The sequence below is a fragment of the Stenotrophomonas sp. AN71 genome (assembly GCF_050435725.1).
GTDB lineage: Bacteria > Pseudomonadota > Gammaproteobacteria > Xanthomonadales > Xanthomonadaceae > Stenotrophomonas.
Window position 1 is genome coordinate 38,567 of the sequence record NZ_JBNDKU010000007.1, and the last position, 15,128, is coordinate 53,694.

17 protein-coding genes are annotated in these 15,128 nt (G+C 67.6%); 7 read left to right on the forward strand and 10 right to left on the reverse strand.

From position 1 onward, the window contains the following. Positions 1-112 precede the first annotated feature (112 nt). Together ABH900_RS12385 and ABH900_RS12390 are read right to left on the reverse strand one after the other, a co-directional pair. Positions 113-454 (reverse strand): hypothetical protein, encoded by a 342-nt coding sequence (locus ABH900_RS12385; RefSeq protein WP_004153024.1) that lies wholly within the window; start codon positions 452-454, stop codon positions 113-115. Between the two features lie 124 nt (positions 455-578). Further along, positions 579-1,754 (reverse strand): thiolase family protein, encoded by a 1,176-nt coding sequence (locus ABH900_RS12390; RefSeq protein WP_429623178.1) that lies wholly within the window; start codon positions 1,752-1,754, stop codon positions 579-581. A 182-nt stretch (positions 1,755-1,936) separates the two neighbouring features. Here ABH900_RS12390 and ABH900_RS12395 point away from each other — a divergent pair, with 182 nt between their 5' ends. Then, positions 1,937-4,780: a S8 family serine peptidase gene (locus tag ABH900_RS12395; RefSeq protein WP_429623179.1), complete on the forward strand. Its 2,844-nt coding sequence runs from the start codon at positions 1,937-1,939 to the stop codon at positions 4,778-4,780. A 44-nt stretch (positions 4,781-4,824) separates the two neighbouring features. On the opposite strand, the gene ABH900_RS12400 is transcribed toward ABH900_RS12395, so the two are convergent. Then, positions 4,825-5,922 carry a Glu/Leu/Phe/Val dehydrogenase dimerization domain-containing protein gene (locus ABH900_RS12400; protein WP_429623180.1) on the reverse strand — a complete coding sequence of 366 codons (1,098 nt, stop codon included), beginning with the start codon at positions 5,920-5,922 and terminating at the stop codon, positions 4,825-4,827. A 278-nt stretch (positions 5,923-6,200) separates the two neighbouring features. On the opposite strand from ABH900_RS12400, the gene ABH900_RS12405 reads away from it, so the two are divergent. Then, positions 6,201-7,277 (forward strand): HDOD domain-containing protein, encoded by a 1,077-nt coding sequence (locus ABH900_RS12405; protein WP_429623182.1) that lies wholly within the window; start codon positions 6,201-6,203, stop codon positions 7,275-7,277. Between the two features lie 3 nt (positions 7,278-7,280). On the opposite strand, the gene ABH900_RS12410 is transcribed toward ABH900_RS12405, so the two are convergent. From ABH900_RS12410 to ABH900_RS12420, 3 genes are all read right to left on the reverse strand, one after another. After that, the gene (locus tag ABH900_RS12410) at positions 7,281-8,834 is read right to left on the reverse strand and encodes a phospholipase D family protein (protein ID WP_429623183.1); all 1,554 of its coding nucleotides are present in this window, start codon (positions 8,832-8,834) and stop codon (positions 7,281-7,283) included. 110 nt (positions 8,835-8,944) lie between these two features. Then, entirely contained in the window at positions 8,945-9,643 is a 699-nt protein-coding gene (locus ABH900_RS12415) for an RNA pseudouridine synthase (RefSeq protein WP_429623184.1), read from the reverse strand. 46 nt (positions 9,644-9,689) lie between these two features. Then, positions 9,690-10,190 carry a M48 metallopeptidase family protein gene (locus ABH900_RS12420; RefSeq protein ID WP_429623186.1) on the reverse strand — a complete coding sequence of 167 codons (501 nt, stop codon included), beginning with the start codon at positions 10,188-10,190 and terminating at the stop codon, positions 9,690-9,692. Between the two features lie 62 nt (positions 10,191-10,252). Between ABH900_RS12420 and ABH900_RS12425 the strand changes: the two genes are divergently transcribed. Beyond that, a complete protein-coding gene (locus tag ABH900_RS12425) occupies positions 10,253-10,810 on the forward strand; it encodes a DUF2058 domain-containing protein (protein ID WP_429623187.1) in 558 nt (185 codons plus the stop codon). 171 nt (positions 10,811-10,981) lie between these two features. Then, positions 10,982-11,248 carry a DksA/TraR family C4-type zinc finger protein gene (locus tag ABH900_RS12430; protein ID WP_014038062.1) on the forward strand — a complete coding sequence of 89 codons (267 nt, stop codon included), beginning with the start codon at positions 10,982-10,984 and terminating at the stop codon, positions 11,246-11,248. Between the two features lie 239 nt (positions 11,249-11,487). Here ABH900_RS12430 and ABH900_RS12435 read toward each other — a convergent pair whose 3' ends face one another. Both ABH900_RS12435 and ABH900_RS12440 read right to left on the reverse strand, forming a co-directional pair. Continuing rightward, complete coding sequence (locus tag ABH900_RS12435; protein WP_429623189.1) at positions 11,488-12,081, reverse strand: mechanosensitive ion channel domain-containing protein; 594 nt, start codon at positions 12,079-12,081, stop codon at positions 11,488-11,490. A gap of 35 nt (positions 12,082-12,116) precedes the next feature. Then, on the reverse strand, positions 12,117-12,296 hold the full coding sequence (locus ABH900_RS12440; protein ID WP_429623191.1) for a hypothetical protein: 180 nt from the start codon (positions 12,294-12,296) through the stop codon (positions 12,117-12,119). Between the two features lie 126 nt (positions 12,297-12,422). Between ABH900_RS12440 and ABH900_RS12445 the strand changes: the two genes are divergently transcribed. Genes ABH900_RS12445 through ABH900_RS12455 form a run of 3 tightly spaced genes read left to right on the forward strand, consistent with a single transcriptional unit; the run spans position 12,423 to position 14,424 of the window. Beyond that, positions 12,423-13,001: an RNA polymerase sigma factor gene (locus ABH900_RS12445; RefSeq protein ID WP_429623192.1), complete on the forward strand. Its 579-nt coding sequence runs from the start codon at positions 12,423-12,425 to the stop codon at positions 12,999-13,001. Next, complete coding sequence (locus ABH900_RS12450; RefSeq protein WP_429623194.1) at positions 12,998-13,531, forward strand: hypothetical protein; 534 nt, start codon at positions 12,998-13,000, stop codon at positions 13,529-13,531. Before ABH900_RS12445 ends, ABH900_RS12450 begins: the two co-directional genes overlap by 4 nt. 11 nt (positions 13,532-13,542) lie before the next feature. After that, on the forward strand, positions 13,543-14,424 hold the full coding sequence (locus ABH900_RS12455; RefSeq protein WP_429623195.1) for a DUF4097 family beta strand repeat-containing protein: 882 nt from the start codon (positions 13,543-13,545) through the stop codon (positions 14,422-14,424). A 49-nt stretch (positions 14,425-14,473) separates the two neighbouring features. Here the strand turns inward: ABH900_RS12455 and ABH900_RS12460 are convergent, their stop codons facing one another. Further along, on the reverse strand, positions 14,474-14,656 hold the full coding sequence (locus tag ABH900_RS12460; RefSeq protein WP_005410566.1) for a hypothetical protein: 183 nt from the start codon (positions 14,654-14,656) through the stop codon (positions 14,474-14,476). Between the two features lie 11 nt (positions 14,657-14,667). Continuing rightward, positions 14,668-14,961 carry a YkgJ family cysteine cluster protein gene (locus ABH900_RS12465; RefSeq protein WP_429623407.1) on the reverse strand — a complete coding sequence of 98 codons (294 nt, stop codon included), beginning with the start codon at positions 14,959-14,961 and terminating at the stop codon, positions 14,668-14,670. Between the last annotated feature and the right edge of the window lie 167 nt (positions 14,962-15,128).

The following is a 15,128-nucleotide window of genomic DNA, read 5'->3' on the forward strand; positions in this document are numbered from 1 at the left end:
TGCCGATGTGAAGACGGGGTCGCGATCTTTGCCGGGCGTAGCGACACCGGCGCAAAGAAAAAGCCGCTGGCGAACCAGCGGCTTTCTCAGAACAGCTTGAAGAAAGAAGTTATTACTTCTTGGCTTCTTCAGCAGCGTCCTTGGCCTTCTCGGCGGTGCCTTCGGCAGCCTTGGCAGCGTCGGCAGCAGCGCCGGCAGCAGCGTCGGTGGCAGCAGCGCCAGCCTGGGCAGCGGCGTCGACCGAAGCGTCAGCAGCGGTGGCGGCGGTGTCAGCGGCCTGCTGGGCAGCGTCGGCGGTCTGGGCGCCAGCAGCGGCGGCCTGGTCGGCAGCAGCCTGGGCTTCGGTGGCGGCTTCGTTGGCCGAAGCAGCGGCGTCCTGGGCAGCTTCCTGCTTCGAGCAGGCGGCCAGGGCCAGAGCCAGGGACATCGCGACCAGCAGCTTGTTGATGCTCATTGTGTAAATCCTCGTCGTTAGAATTAGGCAACGCGCATGCTGCGCGCCGACAACATGATGACAAGCCAAGATTGGGTGTCAAGCGATCCCGCATTCATTTTTGCGAAATCATCGTTAAATCTTTTTAAATCAATTCGATGGCGATTGCCGTCGCTTCGCCACCACCGATGCACAGGGTGGCAATGCCGCGCTTGCCACCGCGCGTGCGCAGGGCGTTGACCAGGGTCACCACCAGGCGGGCGCCAGAGGCACCGATCGGATGGCCCAGGGCGCAGGCGCCACCATTCACGTTGAGCTTGTCGTGCGGGATGCCCAGCTCGCGCATCGGCGCCATCGCGACCACGGCGAACGCTTCGTTGATCTCGAACAGGTCGATCTGATCCAGCGACCAGCCGGTCTTGGCCAGCAGCGTGTGGATCGCGCCGATCGGGGCGGTGGTGAACCACTCCGGCTCCTGCGAATGGGTGGCATGTCCGACGATGCGGGCCAACGGTGTCACACCGCGCGCGGCGGCGTCCTCTTCGGTTAGCAGGACCACGGCGGCGGCGCCGTCGGAGATGCTGGAGGAACTGGCGGCGGTCACGCTGCCGTCCTTCTTGAAGGCCGGTCGCAGCGTCGGGATCTTGGCGATGTCGGAACGGCCCGGCTGTTCGTCGGTGCTGACCTCGACCTCGCCCTTGCGGGTGGCGACCTTCACCGCGACGATCTCGTCAGCGAACGCGCCGTTGGCCTGTGCGGCCTGGGCGCGCTTGACCGACTCGATGGCATAGGCGTCCTGCTCTTCGCGGCTGAACTGGTACTTGTCCACGGCGCATTCGGCGAATTCACCCATGGCCTTGCCGTCGTAGGCGTTGACCAGGCCGTCGTGGGCCATGTGGTCGACTGCCTGGAAGTTGCCGAAGCGGTTGCCGGTCCGCGAGTTGGGCAGCATGTGCGGGGCATTGGACATCGACTCCATGCCGCCGGCGACCACGATGCTGGCCGAACCGGCCTTGATCAGGTCATGGCCGAGCATGATGGTCTTCATGCCCGAGCCGCACACCTTGTTGAGCGTGGTGGCACCGGTCGACAGCGGAATACCGGCGGCGATTGCGGCCTGGCGGGCGGGCGCCTGGCCGAGGTTGGCCGGCAGCACGCAGCCCATGAGGACTTCAGAGACGTCGCTGGCCGGTACGCCTGACTGTTCCAGGGCAGCGGCGATGGCGGCCGCGCCGAGGGTCGGGGTCGGCACGCCGGTGAACTGGCCGAGGAAGGAGCCGATGGCAGTGCGCTTGGCGGCGGCGATGACGATGTTGGACATGGCAATCTCGTTGATGCGTGAGCAATGTTCGGAAAGGAGACTGTGGGCGTTGGAAGCGCCCCGGTTTCCCGGCAGACTGCGTGGGGGTCGGCCCAAGTATAGAGGGTCGGGGAGGGCCGTCGCTGGGCGGCACCGCACGCCTGCCGGGATGTAGGCAGGCCAACGTTCATGGGAAGGAATCGATGGAACGCACGACGATGGTGAGGACTGCGCTGGCAACCGCGCTGGCGATGGCGCTGACGGCATGTGGCGGCGGTGGAGGCGGCGGCAACGTCCGCATCGACCCGCCCCCGACCACGCCGACACCTCCGACCACGCCGACACCGACGCCGCCGCCCCCGGCCAAGCCGCAGGAGCCGGCCTTCGACGCGCACCTGTCAGTGACCAATGCGCGTCCGGCACAGGCTGCCGGCCTGACCGGGCAGGGCGTGCGCATCGGCATCGTCGATTCCGGCGTGCAGCGCACCGCCGTTGCCCTGAACGGGCGGGTGATCGGCAATCTCAACTATATCGACCCGGCCAGGAACAACCTGGGCGTTGACGACGTGGTCGGCCACGGCACCGCAGTGGCCAGCCTCGCCGCGGGCGCCTCGGTGGGTTCCTGGCCAGGTGGCATCGCAGCGGGCGCCCAGATCGTGTCCGCACGGATCATTTCCGACAAGCCGCCGGTGGATGATGGCAGCGGCAAGGGCAATGCGTTCAGCGGCCCGCTGGGCGTTGCCCAGGTCCACCAGGACCTGATCAGCTACAACGTCAAGGTGATGAACAACTCGTGGGGCGGCCTGTACTGGACCGACCTGCCGACCACCGCGCAGGTGGCCGCCGAGTACCGTCCATTCGTTATCAACCACGGTGGGCTGGTGGTGTTCGCGGCCGGCAACGATGGCCGCACCGAGCCGAGCAGCCTGGCCGCCCTGCCCAGCCAGCAGGGCGTTGCCGGCTCGCTGCCGGCGGCCGACCTGGAGCGGGGCTGGCTGGTGGCGACTGCGGTGGACCCTTATGCGCCGGGTACGCTGGCCAGCTACGCCAATGCCTGTGGCCAGGCGGCGCGCTACTGCCTGGCGGCACCGGGCAGCGCGGTCTATCCCGATGCCAACGGCGGCAGCTACTACTGGAATTACGGCACGTCGTTCGCCGCGCCGCTGGTGTCCGGCGCCGCCGCGCTGGTCTGGCAGCGCTATCCGTACTTCGACAACAACCTGGTGCGGCAGACCCTGCTGGGCACTGCCAAGGACATCGGTGCGCCTGGCGTGGACGCGGTGTTCGGCTACGGCCTGCTCGACATCGGCCGCGCGGTCAACGGTCCTGGCCGCTTCGACTGGGGCGACGTGGTCGTCAATGTCGATGCGGCCTCCAGCGGTTCGCTGTGGAGCAACAGCATTGTCGGCAGCGGCGGCCTGGTCAAACAGGGGGCTGGCGTACTGGCGCTGAGCGGCAACAACAGCTACAGCGGCGCCACCCGTATCGAGCGCGGCATCCTGTCGCTGCGCGACAGCGGTGTGATCCGCTCCAACGTGACCATCCTGGCGCAGCCCGATCCGGATTCGAGCGGGCTGCAGTTCAACGGCAGCACGCCGCGCGTGATCGGCAACGTGGTCAATGGCAGCAGCGTGTTCCTGACCACCGGCAACACCACCGGCACCATCGAAGGCGACTACACCCAGCAGGCCGGTGCGCAGCTGATGATCGCGCTCGGAGCCAAGGCGCTGCAGGTCACCGGCAACGCAAGGATCGATGGCGGTGTGCGCGTGCATGGCTTCGTGGCCGGTTACGTGCCGCAGGATGGCAGCCGGCAGGACCTGATCCACGCTGCCGGCAGCCTGAGCGGCACCTTCAGCAGCGCGGCCACGTCCAGCGGCCTGCAGGGCCTGGCGCTGCTGCAGACCAGCTATGGCTACGACAGCAACAACGCCTGGTTGAACCTGACCCGGGTCAGCGTTACCGCGGCGGCCTCCGGACTCAACGCCTCGGCGCAGGCCGCGGCGCAGCGCCTGGACGGTGCGTTCAACGCACTCGATGGCGATGGCGGCCTGCAGGGGTCGGCCTTCGGCAAGGCGGCCGGCGCGCTGCAGTGGACCGACGGTGGCAGCGAGGGGCTGGCGGCCAGCCTGCAGAGCCTGTCCGGGCAGGCGCATCTCCGCGCCGAGTCGGCCACCTTCGACAGCATCGACATGTCGCGGCGCGCGATTGCAGAGCGCTTCGATCGTGTGCAGGCCGCACCGCGCCTGCGCGGGACCTGGCAGAGTGCGCTGGGCGAGGCCGGGCAGGGCAGCTTCGCCGGCAATGCAGCCGACAGCCGTGGCTGGATGGCCGGCCAGGACCTTCCGATGGGCAGCAATGGTCTGGTGGGCGTGGCCTTCGGCGAGACCCGCAGCAACGGTGGCAGCAGCTTCGGTGGCGATCGCGGGCGTGATCGCCAGGCGCAGGCGCAGCTGTACGCCGGCTGGAATCTCGGCCGTGGTTACGCGTTGGCCCAGGTCGGCAGTGGCCAGTTCACCCGCGCACTGGATCGCCAGCTGCTGCTGGGGGCGGGGGCGTACGGCGTCTCCGCACGCTATGGCGGTCGCTTCAGCAGTGCCAGTGTCGAAGGTGGTTACCGCTTTGGCCGTGCGGGTGCGTCGCTGACGCCGTACCTGGGGGCCAGCACCACCCGTGTCGATACCGATGCCTTCAATGAACTGGGCGGTTTCGGCTTCGGGCTGCGGGGCGATGCCAATCGCACACAGCGCAGCCAGATGCTGGCCGGCCTGCGTGGCGAGCGTGGGTGGGGGCGTTGGACCCTGCGCGGGCATGCCGAGTGGCAGCAGCGGCTGGATGGCGGTGACGCGGACTGGCAGGCCAGTTTTGCCGGCGTCGATGCCTGGGCGCCGTTGGCGGGCTGGAAGGCGCCGCGCGGCAGTGCGCTGTTCGGGCTGGCGCTGGAATCGTGGTGGGGCCGCAATGGCCGCCTGAGCCTGGGCTTCGACCAGCGTGTCGGTGGTGACGGCGCGCGTCAGGCGGCGCTGCGTTACAGCACCGGCTTCTGAGGAATCGGTCGCGCCGGGCCAGGCCTGGCGCGACCTTGGCAGGCTCAGCCGCCGCGCAGGTTGCCCAGGCGCGGCGTGCTGCGGCCCAACGGCATCTTCAGCTTGCCGATCGACAGGATGCGGCTTTCAGCCATGCGGTCGGCGGCCCGCTGCGGCGCGATGTTCTCGCGCTGCGACAGCTCGAAGATACGGGTGAGGTTGTGATAGATGCTGCGGATCAGGCGCATCGCACGTTCGCGGTTGTAGCCGTCGATCTCCAGCGACACGTTCATCACGCCACCGGCGTTGACCGCATAGTCCGGCGCATACAGGATGCCGCGCGCATGCAGTTCGTCGCCGATTTCCGGGGTCGACAGCTGGTTGTTGGCGGTGCCGCAGATGATCTTCGCCTTGATCCGCGGCAGGGTATCGGCATTGATCGCGCCTTCCAGCGCGCAGGGGGCGAACACGTCGGCGTTCACTTCGTGGATCTCGTCTGGCTTGACCGCCTCGGCGCCGTAGTCGCTGACCGCACGATCGACCAGTGCACTGTCCAGATCGGTGACATACAGCTTGGCGCCGCGGTCACGCAGCAGCTTCACCAGTTCCATGCCGATGTGGCCCAGACCCTGCACGGCAATGCTGGTCTTGCCCACTTCTTCATGGCCGAACTTGAAGCGCATCGCCGCCATCAGCGCCTGCAGTGCACCGTAGGCGGTGAACGGGGCCGGATCGCCGGAGCCGCCATGGACCTGGTGCACGCCGGTCACGAACTGGCTTTCCAGGTAGATGTTCTCCATGTCATTGACATCGGTGCCGACGTCCTCGGCGGTGATGTAGCGCCCGCCCAGCGAATCGACGTAGCGGCCGAAGGCACGGAACAGCACCTCGGTCTTGTCGATCTTGGGGTCGCCGATGATCACTGCCTTGCCACCACCGACATTGAGGCCGGCCAGCGCATTCTTGTAGGTCATCGTCCGGCTCAGGCGCAGCACGTCGGCCAGCGCATCGTCGGTGCTGGCGTAGGGGCGCATGCGCACGCCGCCCAGGGCCGGGCCCAAGGTGGTGTTGTGGATGGCGATGATCGCCTTCAGGCCGGCATCGTGGTTGTGGCAGAACACCACTTGTTCGTGGCCGGTGGTGGCGAGGGTTTCGAATAGCATGGCGTCTCCGATGGCGCGAACAGCGGCGAACTGCAGCGAACGGCCAGTGAACGGTAGGGTCCCAAAACAAAAAAAGCGACGTCGTCGGTGCAGGGGGACGGGTCGCGCGGCGCCATTCTAGTCCATTCGCCCGGCCGGTGCCGTCGACGTCGGTGGTCATCCGGTTAAAGAAGATGAAAGTGCGGCCGATGCTGCGACGACGGCGGGTAGCCGGATTCGCGTGAAGAGGCAGGGCGGTCAGTGACGGCAAGGGCACCACAACGACAGGACAGGCGGCGATGACGCTGGCCTGGTGGCGATCGCTGCGCGGCTGGCTGGCGCGTTCGACCGGAACGGCACCGTCCCGCCTGGCGGCTGTTTCGCGACAGGCGGTGGCGGCAGCCGCGGCCAGCCTGCAGGGGGAGGCGCTGCCCTCGGCGGAAATTGCCGCGCACCTGCAGCGCGGGTTGCATGCGCTGGCCCTTTACCCGCGGCTGGCCGGCGAGCAGGCAGCGGCGCCGCCGTCGGCGCTGGGCGAGGCGGTGGCGCGCGCGCTGCAGGACCGCGACTGGGCGGCCCGGCAGCTGCCCCGCCGCCCGCAACTGCTGCCGCAGCTGATCCAGACCGTCAACGATGACGCAGCATCGGCACGGGTGATGGCCGCGATCATCGGCCAGGACCCGGTGTTGACCGGCAACCTGCTGCGCATCGCCAACAGCCCGGCCTACAAGGTGCATGAACGCCCGGTGGAAAGCCTGCAGCGGGCCGTGACTCTGGTCGGCACCGAAGGCGTGCGCCAGATCATCAGCGCGGTGCTGGTACAGCCGGTGATGCAGGTTCAGTGCGACGTGTTTCCGCAGTTCAGCGCGATCATCTGGGAGCACGCGCTGCTGGCCTCGCGCGCCGCTGCCGACCACGCACGCACCGTCACCTTCGGCGATGCCTTCGCTGCGCAGTGGCTGGGCCTGGTGCAGGGGTTGGGTGCGGCACTGGTGATGCGCCAGCTGCTGTTGGAGGCCCAGGCCCGCGACGAATCGGTGGAGCCGGCGGTGGCGCTGCAGCTGCTGCAGCAGTGGTCGTTGCCGCTGGCACAGCGGGTAGCGGCAGCATGGGAACTTCCCGAGCCGGTGCATCAGGCACTGGCGGTGGACGCGCAGGGGCCGTTGGCCGACAGCCTGCGTCTGGCCAGTGCGGCCGCCGCAGCCAGCCTGCTGTGCCGGCATGGTCATGCCAGCCAGAGCCGCATGCTGGCCCTGCTTGAACAGTTGCCCTCGGCGCCGCCGCATGCACTGCGCTGGATCTGGCGGCGCCTGCATGGGCGCAGCGTGGAAACGCTGGATGAAGCGGCGCAGGACGATGCCGCACCGGCGGGTTGAGCGCTACAGCTGTGATTCCACCGGCAGCCAACTGATCACCCGCGCGGTCCAGCGCTTGCCCAGGCTGGCGCCAGGCTCGGCGTCCACCCAGTGCGGCGGTGGTTGCCGTTCCAGCCACCGCAGTTCACCGTTGCCGCCCAATGCCAGCCACCAGCTGTGTTCCGGGCTGGCCAGGCGCAGGTATTCATCGCGCAGCTGCGCACCCAGCACCGGGTCGTCGAACAACACGCCCATCTCGGTGTTGAGGTAGGCCGAGCGCGGATCAAGGTTGAACGAGCCGACGAAGCCGCGGCGGTCATCGACGACGAATGCCTTGGTATGCAGGCTGGCGCCGCTGCTGCCGAACAGACTGGTGTCTGGCCGGCCATGTGCCTTCAGCTCGTACAGCTGCACACCGGCCTGCAGCAGCGGCACGCGGTAACCCATGTAGCCACCGTGCACCGCGGCCACATCATTGGCGGCCAGCGAATTGGTCACCACGCCCACCTGTGCGCCACCAGTCGCCATTGCCGACAACCCTTGCACGCCATCTTCGCCCGGAACGAAGTACGGCGAGATCAGCAGCGCGCTGTGGCGGGTGCTGCCCAGCGTGTCGCTGAGCGTGCTGACCAGCCAGGTGTGGCGATCATCGTCGCGGTGCTTCATCGGCGGGTCCGAGGCGATGCGCACGTTGTGGCTCCAGTGCAGTGGCTCCGGGCTCGGCCGCTGCAGCTGGCGCGATGCTGCCACGCGCTGCAGGTAGGGCTGTGCCTTGGCCTGCATCGCGTCCAGGTCCGATTGCCGCACCAGCTGTTGCAGCTGTGCATCGGTGTATGACGCCAGCGCGGAAATCGGGATCGCCGCGCTGCTGTTCCAGTAGTCGTCGAAGATCTGGTTGGCCTGCTGCACGGCGGGCCCGGCCACTACCAGGTCCAGGTCCTGGAAGTTCACGTCGTTGCGTGCGCTGAAGTATTCCTCGCCGATGTTGCGGCCACCGACGATCGCGATGCGGCCGTCGGCGATCCAGCTCTTGTTGTGCATGCGGTGGTTCACGCTGAAGGCGCGCTGCACCAGCTCCAGCGTGCGTGCGATGCCGCTGCGGTTGCGGAACGGGTTGTACAGGCGCAGCTCGATGTTCGGGTGTGCATCGAGCGCCATCATCAGCGCGTCCTTGTCCTTGGCGTTCATGTCGTCGAGCAGGATGCGCACGCGCACCCCGCGCTCGGCCGCGTCATACAGCGCCTTGGCCATCAGGTGGCCGATCAGGTCGTCGTGCCAGATGTAGTACTGCAGGTCCAGGCTGCGGCCGGCATGCGCGGTGATCAACGCGCGCGCGGCGAATGCATCCATGCCATCGCTGAGGAAGGCCACGCCGGATTTGCCGGGATGGGCATCCTGCAGTGGCACGATCTGCTGGTCGATGCGGGTCTGTGCCGGCTGCAGCGGCAGCACATGCGAGACCGTGCCACGCGCCTGTGGTGTGAGGTGGTCGGCCAGCAGCAGGCCGGACAGGACCAGCAGCACCAGGGCGGCGAGGATGATCGCAGCGACGCGTAGCAGGCGTCGCCACAGGGGCATGGGCAGGCTCATGCCACCGATGGTAGATCCACGCCATGCGTGGACGAAAGCCAGCGGCCCACGTTTCATCCAATGTGGGGTCAGATCCCTAAGGGATCCGACCCTGGGGGTTAGAACCGCTCGTCGCTGCTCAGGTAACGCCACTGCCCCGGCGGCAGCGGTCCCAGCGCCACGCTGCCCACGCGCAGGCGGCGCACGGCCAGGACCTGCAGTCCGGCAGCAGTCACTGCCACGCGCAGGCCCTTGGCGGTCAGGCCCTTGCCGGCGAAACGCAGGCGCTGTTCGCTCTGCCAGCTGACCTTGGCGCCGCCGGATTCCTGCTGCAGCCGTGCCATCAGCCATGGCCCGCGCTCCGGGCCACCTTCGGCCACCTCGATCAGATACTCCTGCTCGGTGCGGCCGAGGTTGCGCTGCAGGTGGGCCAGCATCGCAGGGTCCTGGCTGACCACCACCAGGCCGCTGTCGCTGGCCGGAAGCGCGGCGGCCAGCTGCAGGCCATGGAAGTGACGCTGCAGCGGCCGGATGTTGCTGGCATCGAGTTCGCTGCGGCTGTCACTGCTGACCAGCGCACAGAGGGCTTCGGCGGCAACACCGGCCGGCTTGTGCAGCAGCATGCTGACCCGCTCGGCCTTTTCGTCGCTGGCCTGCTCGGCCACCACGATCGTCGCGGTCTCATCGACCGGGCGCTGCGGCTGTTCGACCACCTCGCCATTGACGGTGACCCAGCCACCTTCGATGTAGCGCCGCGCTTCGCCGCGCGGGATGCCGAGCAGGGCGGACAGGCGTTTGTCGAGACGGATCGGTTCCATGGCAGGCAGTCGGGCAGGGGGCGCGCAGTGTAGCTGCTGCGCGCGGTCAGCGCTGGCCGCGGTGGGTCAGCTCGGTCAGGTACAGGCGGGTATCGAACTCCAGCTGCAGGTAATCCGGTTCCATGTGCTGGCACAGCTGGTAGAAGGCCTTGTTGTGGTCGGCCTCCTTCAGGTGCGCCAGCTCATGCACCACGATCATGCGCAGGAACGCCGCCGGGGCCTGGCGGAACACGGTGGCGATGCGGATCTCGCGGCTGGCCTTGAGGCGGCCGCCGTGAACGCGGGAGATTGCAGTGTGGGTGCCCAGGGCGTGCTTGATCACTTCCAGCGTATTGTCGTAGCAGACCTTGTTGAGCGGCACCGACTTGCGCAGGTAGCGGTCCTTCAGCGCCTGGGTGTAGTCATACAGCTGGCGGTCGCTGCGTACCTCATGCGGGTCGGGGTAGCGCTGCTGCAGCCAGGGCCCAAGCTTGCCCTGGGCCAGCAGTTCGCTGACCTGGGCGACCAGGGGTTCGGGATAGCCGGTGAGGTACTTCAGGACTGCCATGCAGGGGCGGCGGGGCGTCGGTAGAATGGGGCATCCAAGATTACACGCGGTACGCATCGACCATGGCAAAGCCCAACGCGCTGCAGGAACAATTGCTCAAGGCCGGTCTGGCCAAGAAGTCGCAGGCCAGCGCCGCCGCGCGCGAGCAGGCCAAGGCCCGCCAGGGCAAGGCGGAATCCACGTCGGGCGGGGTCCAGCGTGAAGCTGAACGTGTCCGCGCCGAAAAGGTCGAGCGTGATCGCGCGCTGGCCGCGGAGCGCAACGCCCAGGCCAAGCAGGCTGAACAGAAGGCGCAGGCCAAACAGATCATCAGTGCCCATGCCGTGCCGCACAAAGGTGATGACGAGTATCGGTTCAGTGATGGTGCGGCGATCCGCACCCTGTTGATCGACCCCAAGCTGCGCAAGGCGCTGTCGGTGGGCGTACTGGTTGTTGTCGCCAACGGCGATGGCTATGCCCTGTTGCCGCGCGCCGCCGCCGAGAAAGTGCGTGAACGCGCCCCGGAGGCCATCATCGTCGACCACGCCCAGCCGGGCTCGACCGCCGAGATCTCTACCGGCAACGCTGAAGACGACGCCTACTACGCCCAGTTCCAGGTGCCCGACGACCTGGTCTGGTAAGCAAAAAGGGGACGGAGGGGATTAAGTCGTAATAGACCTGATTGAAGCCGTCCACGTTCTGCTCAGCTTGCTGAAGAGCAGCCGAGCATCGTTCGGCTCTACGGGAAGGGGTCTCCTTTTTGCCTGGGTGTATCGTCCCCATATCGGGCGACACACCTGCGGAGGATGGCCATGGCCACCGGTTGGGCGGGAGATGGCGCGGTCCAGGACCAGATCGACGCCACCGTTGATGATGCGATTGCTCGCGCGCGGCGCCAGCTGCGCGAGGGACCGGGTCTGGAACACTGTGAAGAATGCGACGCGCCGATTCCGTTGGCGCGGCGCCAGGCCGTGCCCGGGGTTCGACTCTGCGTGGCGTGCCAGCAGGCGCTGGATGACGAAGCGCAGGCACATGCCGGCTACAACCGGCGCGGCAGCAAGGACAGCCAGCTGCGGTAAAGGGGTTCGCCAGGGCTGCGCCCCGCACCCGCCGAGGCAACGTCAACGTCAGAAGCGGGCATTCCGTGGGACACCGCCCCACCTCTGACAGATTCCCGCGATCGGGTAGATCCACGCCATGCGTGGATGAATCTCTGTCGGAATCGACAATTTCGAATTGAACTCGAAAAGCATCCACGCATGGCGTGGATCTACCGGCCTCTGCAGGTGCAGGACGCAGTCCTGCAAAGAAAACCCCTTCAGCCGTCGCCTTGGATGCCGCCCGGTGCCTGCGCCGGATCGCGCCAGCGGCGCACGGTGCGCTGGAAGAACAGGTTGTTCGGCAGCTGCAGCACCGTGCCCTCGTGGCCATCGCCGGTTTCCTGCAGCGTGGTGTAGATCAGGTTCACGTCGATCACCCGGCCTTTCAGGCCAGGCTTCTCGCCGTTCTCCAGTACCTCGATGTAGTCATGCAGGCGGAAGGGGCGGGTGGTGAAGATCAGCAGCGTGCAGAAGATGTTGGACAACACACTCCACGCGGCGAAGAACGCTACCGCGCCCACGGCGGCGAAGCCGGTGAAGGCGGTCCACAATACCGATGGTTTCGCGCCGAGCAGGCTGAGGATGTACAGCAGGGAGCTGAAATAGACCACGAAACTGGTGATCCGGCGCGCGCCCATCACCATTTCCGGCGGCAGCGTGTAGTGCTCGGCGAAGCGGCGGATCAGGCGCCGCGCCAGCAACCGCAGCAGCCAGGCTGCCAGCAGGGTCAGCAGGATCTTCACGGCAACACCCGCGTCATTCAGCCAGGGGTAGGTCCAGGGCGGCAGGTGATCCTTCAGCGACAACATCATGGGGCGACAACAGGTGGCGAATACGGCCCTTGATGTTACCCGGCACGTGCCGGGGTTTCGACCTGTGGCGACCAGGCCACGCAGACCAGCGCCTGGCGGTGCTGCTGCAGGCAGGCCCGGCCACTGTCGGCCCTCAGCTGCAGCGACAGGCCCAGCGCCTGCAACAGGACGCAGGCGGCGATCACCAGCAGGGCAGCGCAGGTGGGGCTGGACATGGCGGGGCTCCCGGGGGATGTTTTTGCGAAGGACCTCCCATGGATGCAGTGGCCGCCGAAAAGGTTGCATCGCATTGGCCGGGGATGGCCTCTAAACCTTTTCGCGGGTCGCCGCATCCAAGCGATATGCTCGACATCACCATGCCCGCTGCGCCTGCCGCCAACGACGCCATCGACGAGCCCGCCCTGGTGCGGGCAGCGGCGGCCGGCGATACCGCGGCCTATGAACAGTTATACCGGCGCCATGCACCACGCGTGTTCGCCGTGCTGTGGCGGTTGTGCGGTGGTCAGCAGGCGCGCGCCGAAGACGCACTGCAGGAGGCCTTCCTGCAGGCCTGGAAGGCACTGCCTGGGTTCCGTTTTGAAAGCAGCCTGTCGACCTGGCTGCATCGGCTGGGGGTGAACGCAGCGCTGATGGAGCTGCGTGGGCGCGCTGCCGGCCATGACCACGACAGCCTCGAGGATGTCGATGGCGGGTTGCAGGAACTGGCGGTGCATGATCGCTGCGCCGGTACCGAGCGCGATCTGGAACGAGCGCTTTCGACCCTGCCGCCGCGGGCACGCGCGGTGCTGGTGCTGCACGACATCGAAGGCTGGAAACACCAGGAAATCGCCGAGCAGCTGCAGATGGCTGTCGGTAGTTCCAAGGCACAGTTGCATCGTGCGCGTGGCTTGCTGCGCGCACGGCTGGGAGACATGACATGAGTACACACGAACACGATTCCGACCATGACCTGCAGGCGCGCCTGCGCGCGTTGCCGAACGAACGCGCTGTCCCCGACGATGGCTGGGCACGCCTGTCGGCCCGGTTGCCGCCACGCGAGCCGCAGGCCGTGCCAGCCCCCATGGACACGGTGGTGGCCCTGCCATTGCGCCGACGTGGCCGCTGGTGGCTGCCAGTGGGCGCGGCGTTGGCGGCCAGCCTGGCGGTCTATGCTGTGGCGCCGTGGCGCCATGCCCAGCCCGAGGCACCCGCTCCCTCTGCCTTGCAGCTGCAGGCAGCGGCGATGACCCAGCAGTACCAGCAGGCCGTGGCGTCGCTGCCCGATGGCAGGGCGCCGGAGTGGCAGCCGGCCCTGCACGAACTGGATGAAAGTGCGGCACAGATCCGCGCCGCGCTGGCGCAGGATCCACGCGCGCCGCACCTGCTTGGACAGCTCAGGCGGACCTATGCGCTGCGGCTGGAATTGACCCGGCAGGCGGCCTATGCCGCCGAGTCCGGCCTGACGACCTGAGGAGACCCCCCATGACCCGAACCCTGATTTCCTGCTGTGTCGCGCTGCTGCTGGTCCCCGCTGTGGCGCTGGCCGATACCCGCATCGACGAACGCCACACCTTGGCGGCGGGCGGTCGCATTGAACTGAGCAACATCGCCGGCAAGGTGACCGTGCGTGGCTGGGACCGCAGCGATGTGCAGCTCAGCGGCACGCTCAGCGACGGCCTGCAGCTGCGCCAGGAGAAGAGCGCCAACCGCGTGCGCTGGGAGATCGAATACCCGCGTCGCAGCAACAACGGCGGCGCCACCCTGGTGCTGAACGTGCCGCGTTCGGTGGAGCTGCTGCTGAGCACGGTCAGTGCCAGCCAGGACATCAGCGGTATCGACGTGCGTCGCCTGCAGGCCGACACGGTCAGCGGCAGCCTGAGCGCGGCCGGGCGCAGTGGCGATGCCAAGCTCAACACGGTCAGCGGCAGCGTCAGTGCGCGGCTGCAGACACCGAAGCTGGACGTGAATACGGTCAGTGGCAGGATCGAGGCCGGTGGCGGCGCATCCGGCGACATCGGCGCGCAGACGGTGTCCGGCCGGGTCGAGGTCGATGCCGGACGGGTGCAGCGCCTGGCGGTGGAAACCGTATCGGGCAGCATCGACCTGGCGGCGGCCGGGCTGGCGCCGGGCGGGCGCATCAACGTTGAATCGGTGAGTGCGTCGGTCAACCTGCGCTTGCCGCGCACGGTATCGGCGCAGCTGTCGGTGAACAGTTTCAGTGGTTCGATCAACAGCGATGCCGGTGACGTGGAGCGTCCGCGCTACGGGCCGGGCAGCCATCTGGATACGCGGCTGGGCAGTGGCGACGGTGACATCCGCATCCAGTCGCACTCGGGCAGTGTGCGGGTTCGCCTGGATCGCTGAGCGCGATCCGGCAGGCCGCGGCGGCAGCGCCGCCGCGGTCGGAGGTGGGTCAGCTGGCTTTCTTCAGCGCCCAGGTGGTACCGAGGACTTCGATCTTGCCACCGGCCTTGCGGAACGCAGCCAGGTCCGAAGCGATCGAATCACTGCTGACCACGGTGCTGGCGGCCGCGCCCTTGCGTTCGCTGCGGATGCTGTTGCTGGCCTTCGCGGGGGTCTTTGCCTTGCGGGGCATGGTTGCTCCTGTCAGGTGGAAGGGGAGGAAAGCGCCCAGGCATCAGCCTGGCGCAGGTAGTCCTGCCGCTCGCGGCGGCAGTCATCGCCGCCCATCGCAAACTGGCGGCAGATCGCCGGGCGCTGCGAATAGATCGTGCAGCGCAGGTGATAGGGATCGATCGCCGCGCACCAGCCTTCTTCGTTGCGCGCCATCACGGCACGGCCGTGGGTGTCGCGCGCGAGGAACTGGCCGGGCACCTGGTCGCCGGATTGCAGCAGCACGGGCAGCCGGCAACAGACCGCGTCACAACGGCGGCAGTCGATGGGTGCAGGTGCTGCGTCAGGTTGTAAGGCCTCAGGGGCCTGGCGGGTGCCCAAAGCGGGTCTCGGTGGCGGCTCAGGTGGTACGCGGACCATGAACGAGCCAGGAAGGCATGGCCGCTAGGCCCGCAGTGCGGGCCGGGCTGCACGGCAGACACACACCGGCGTGG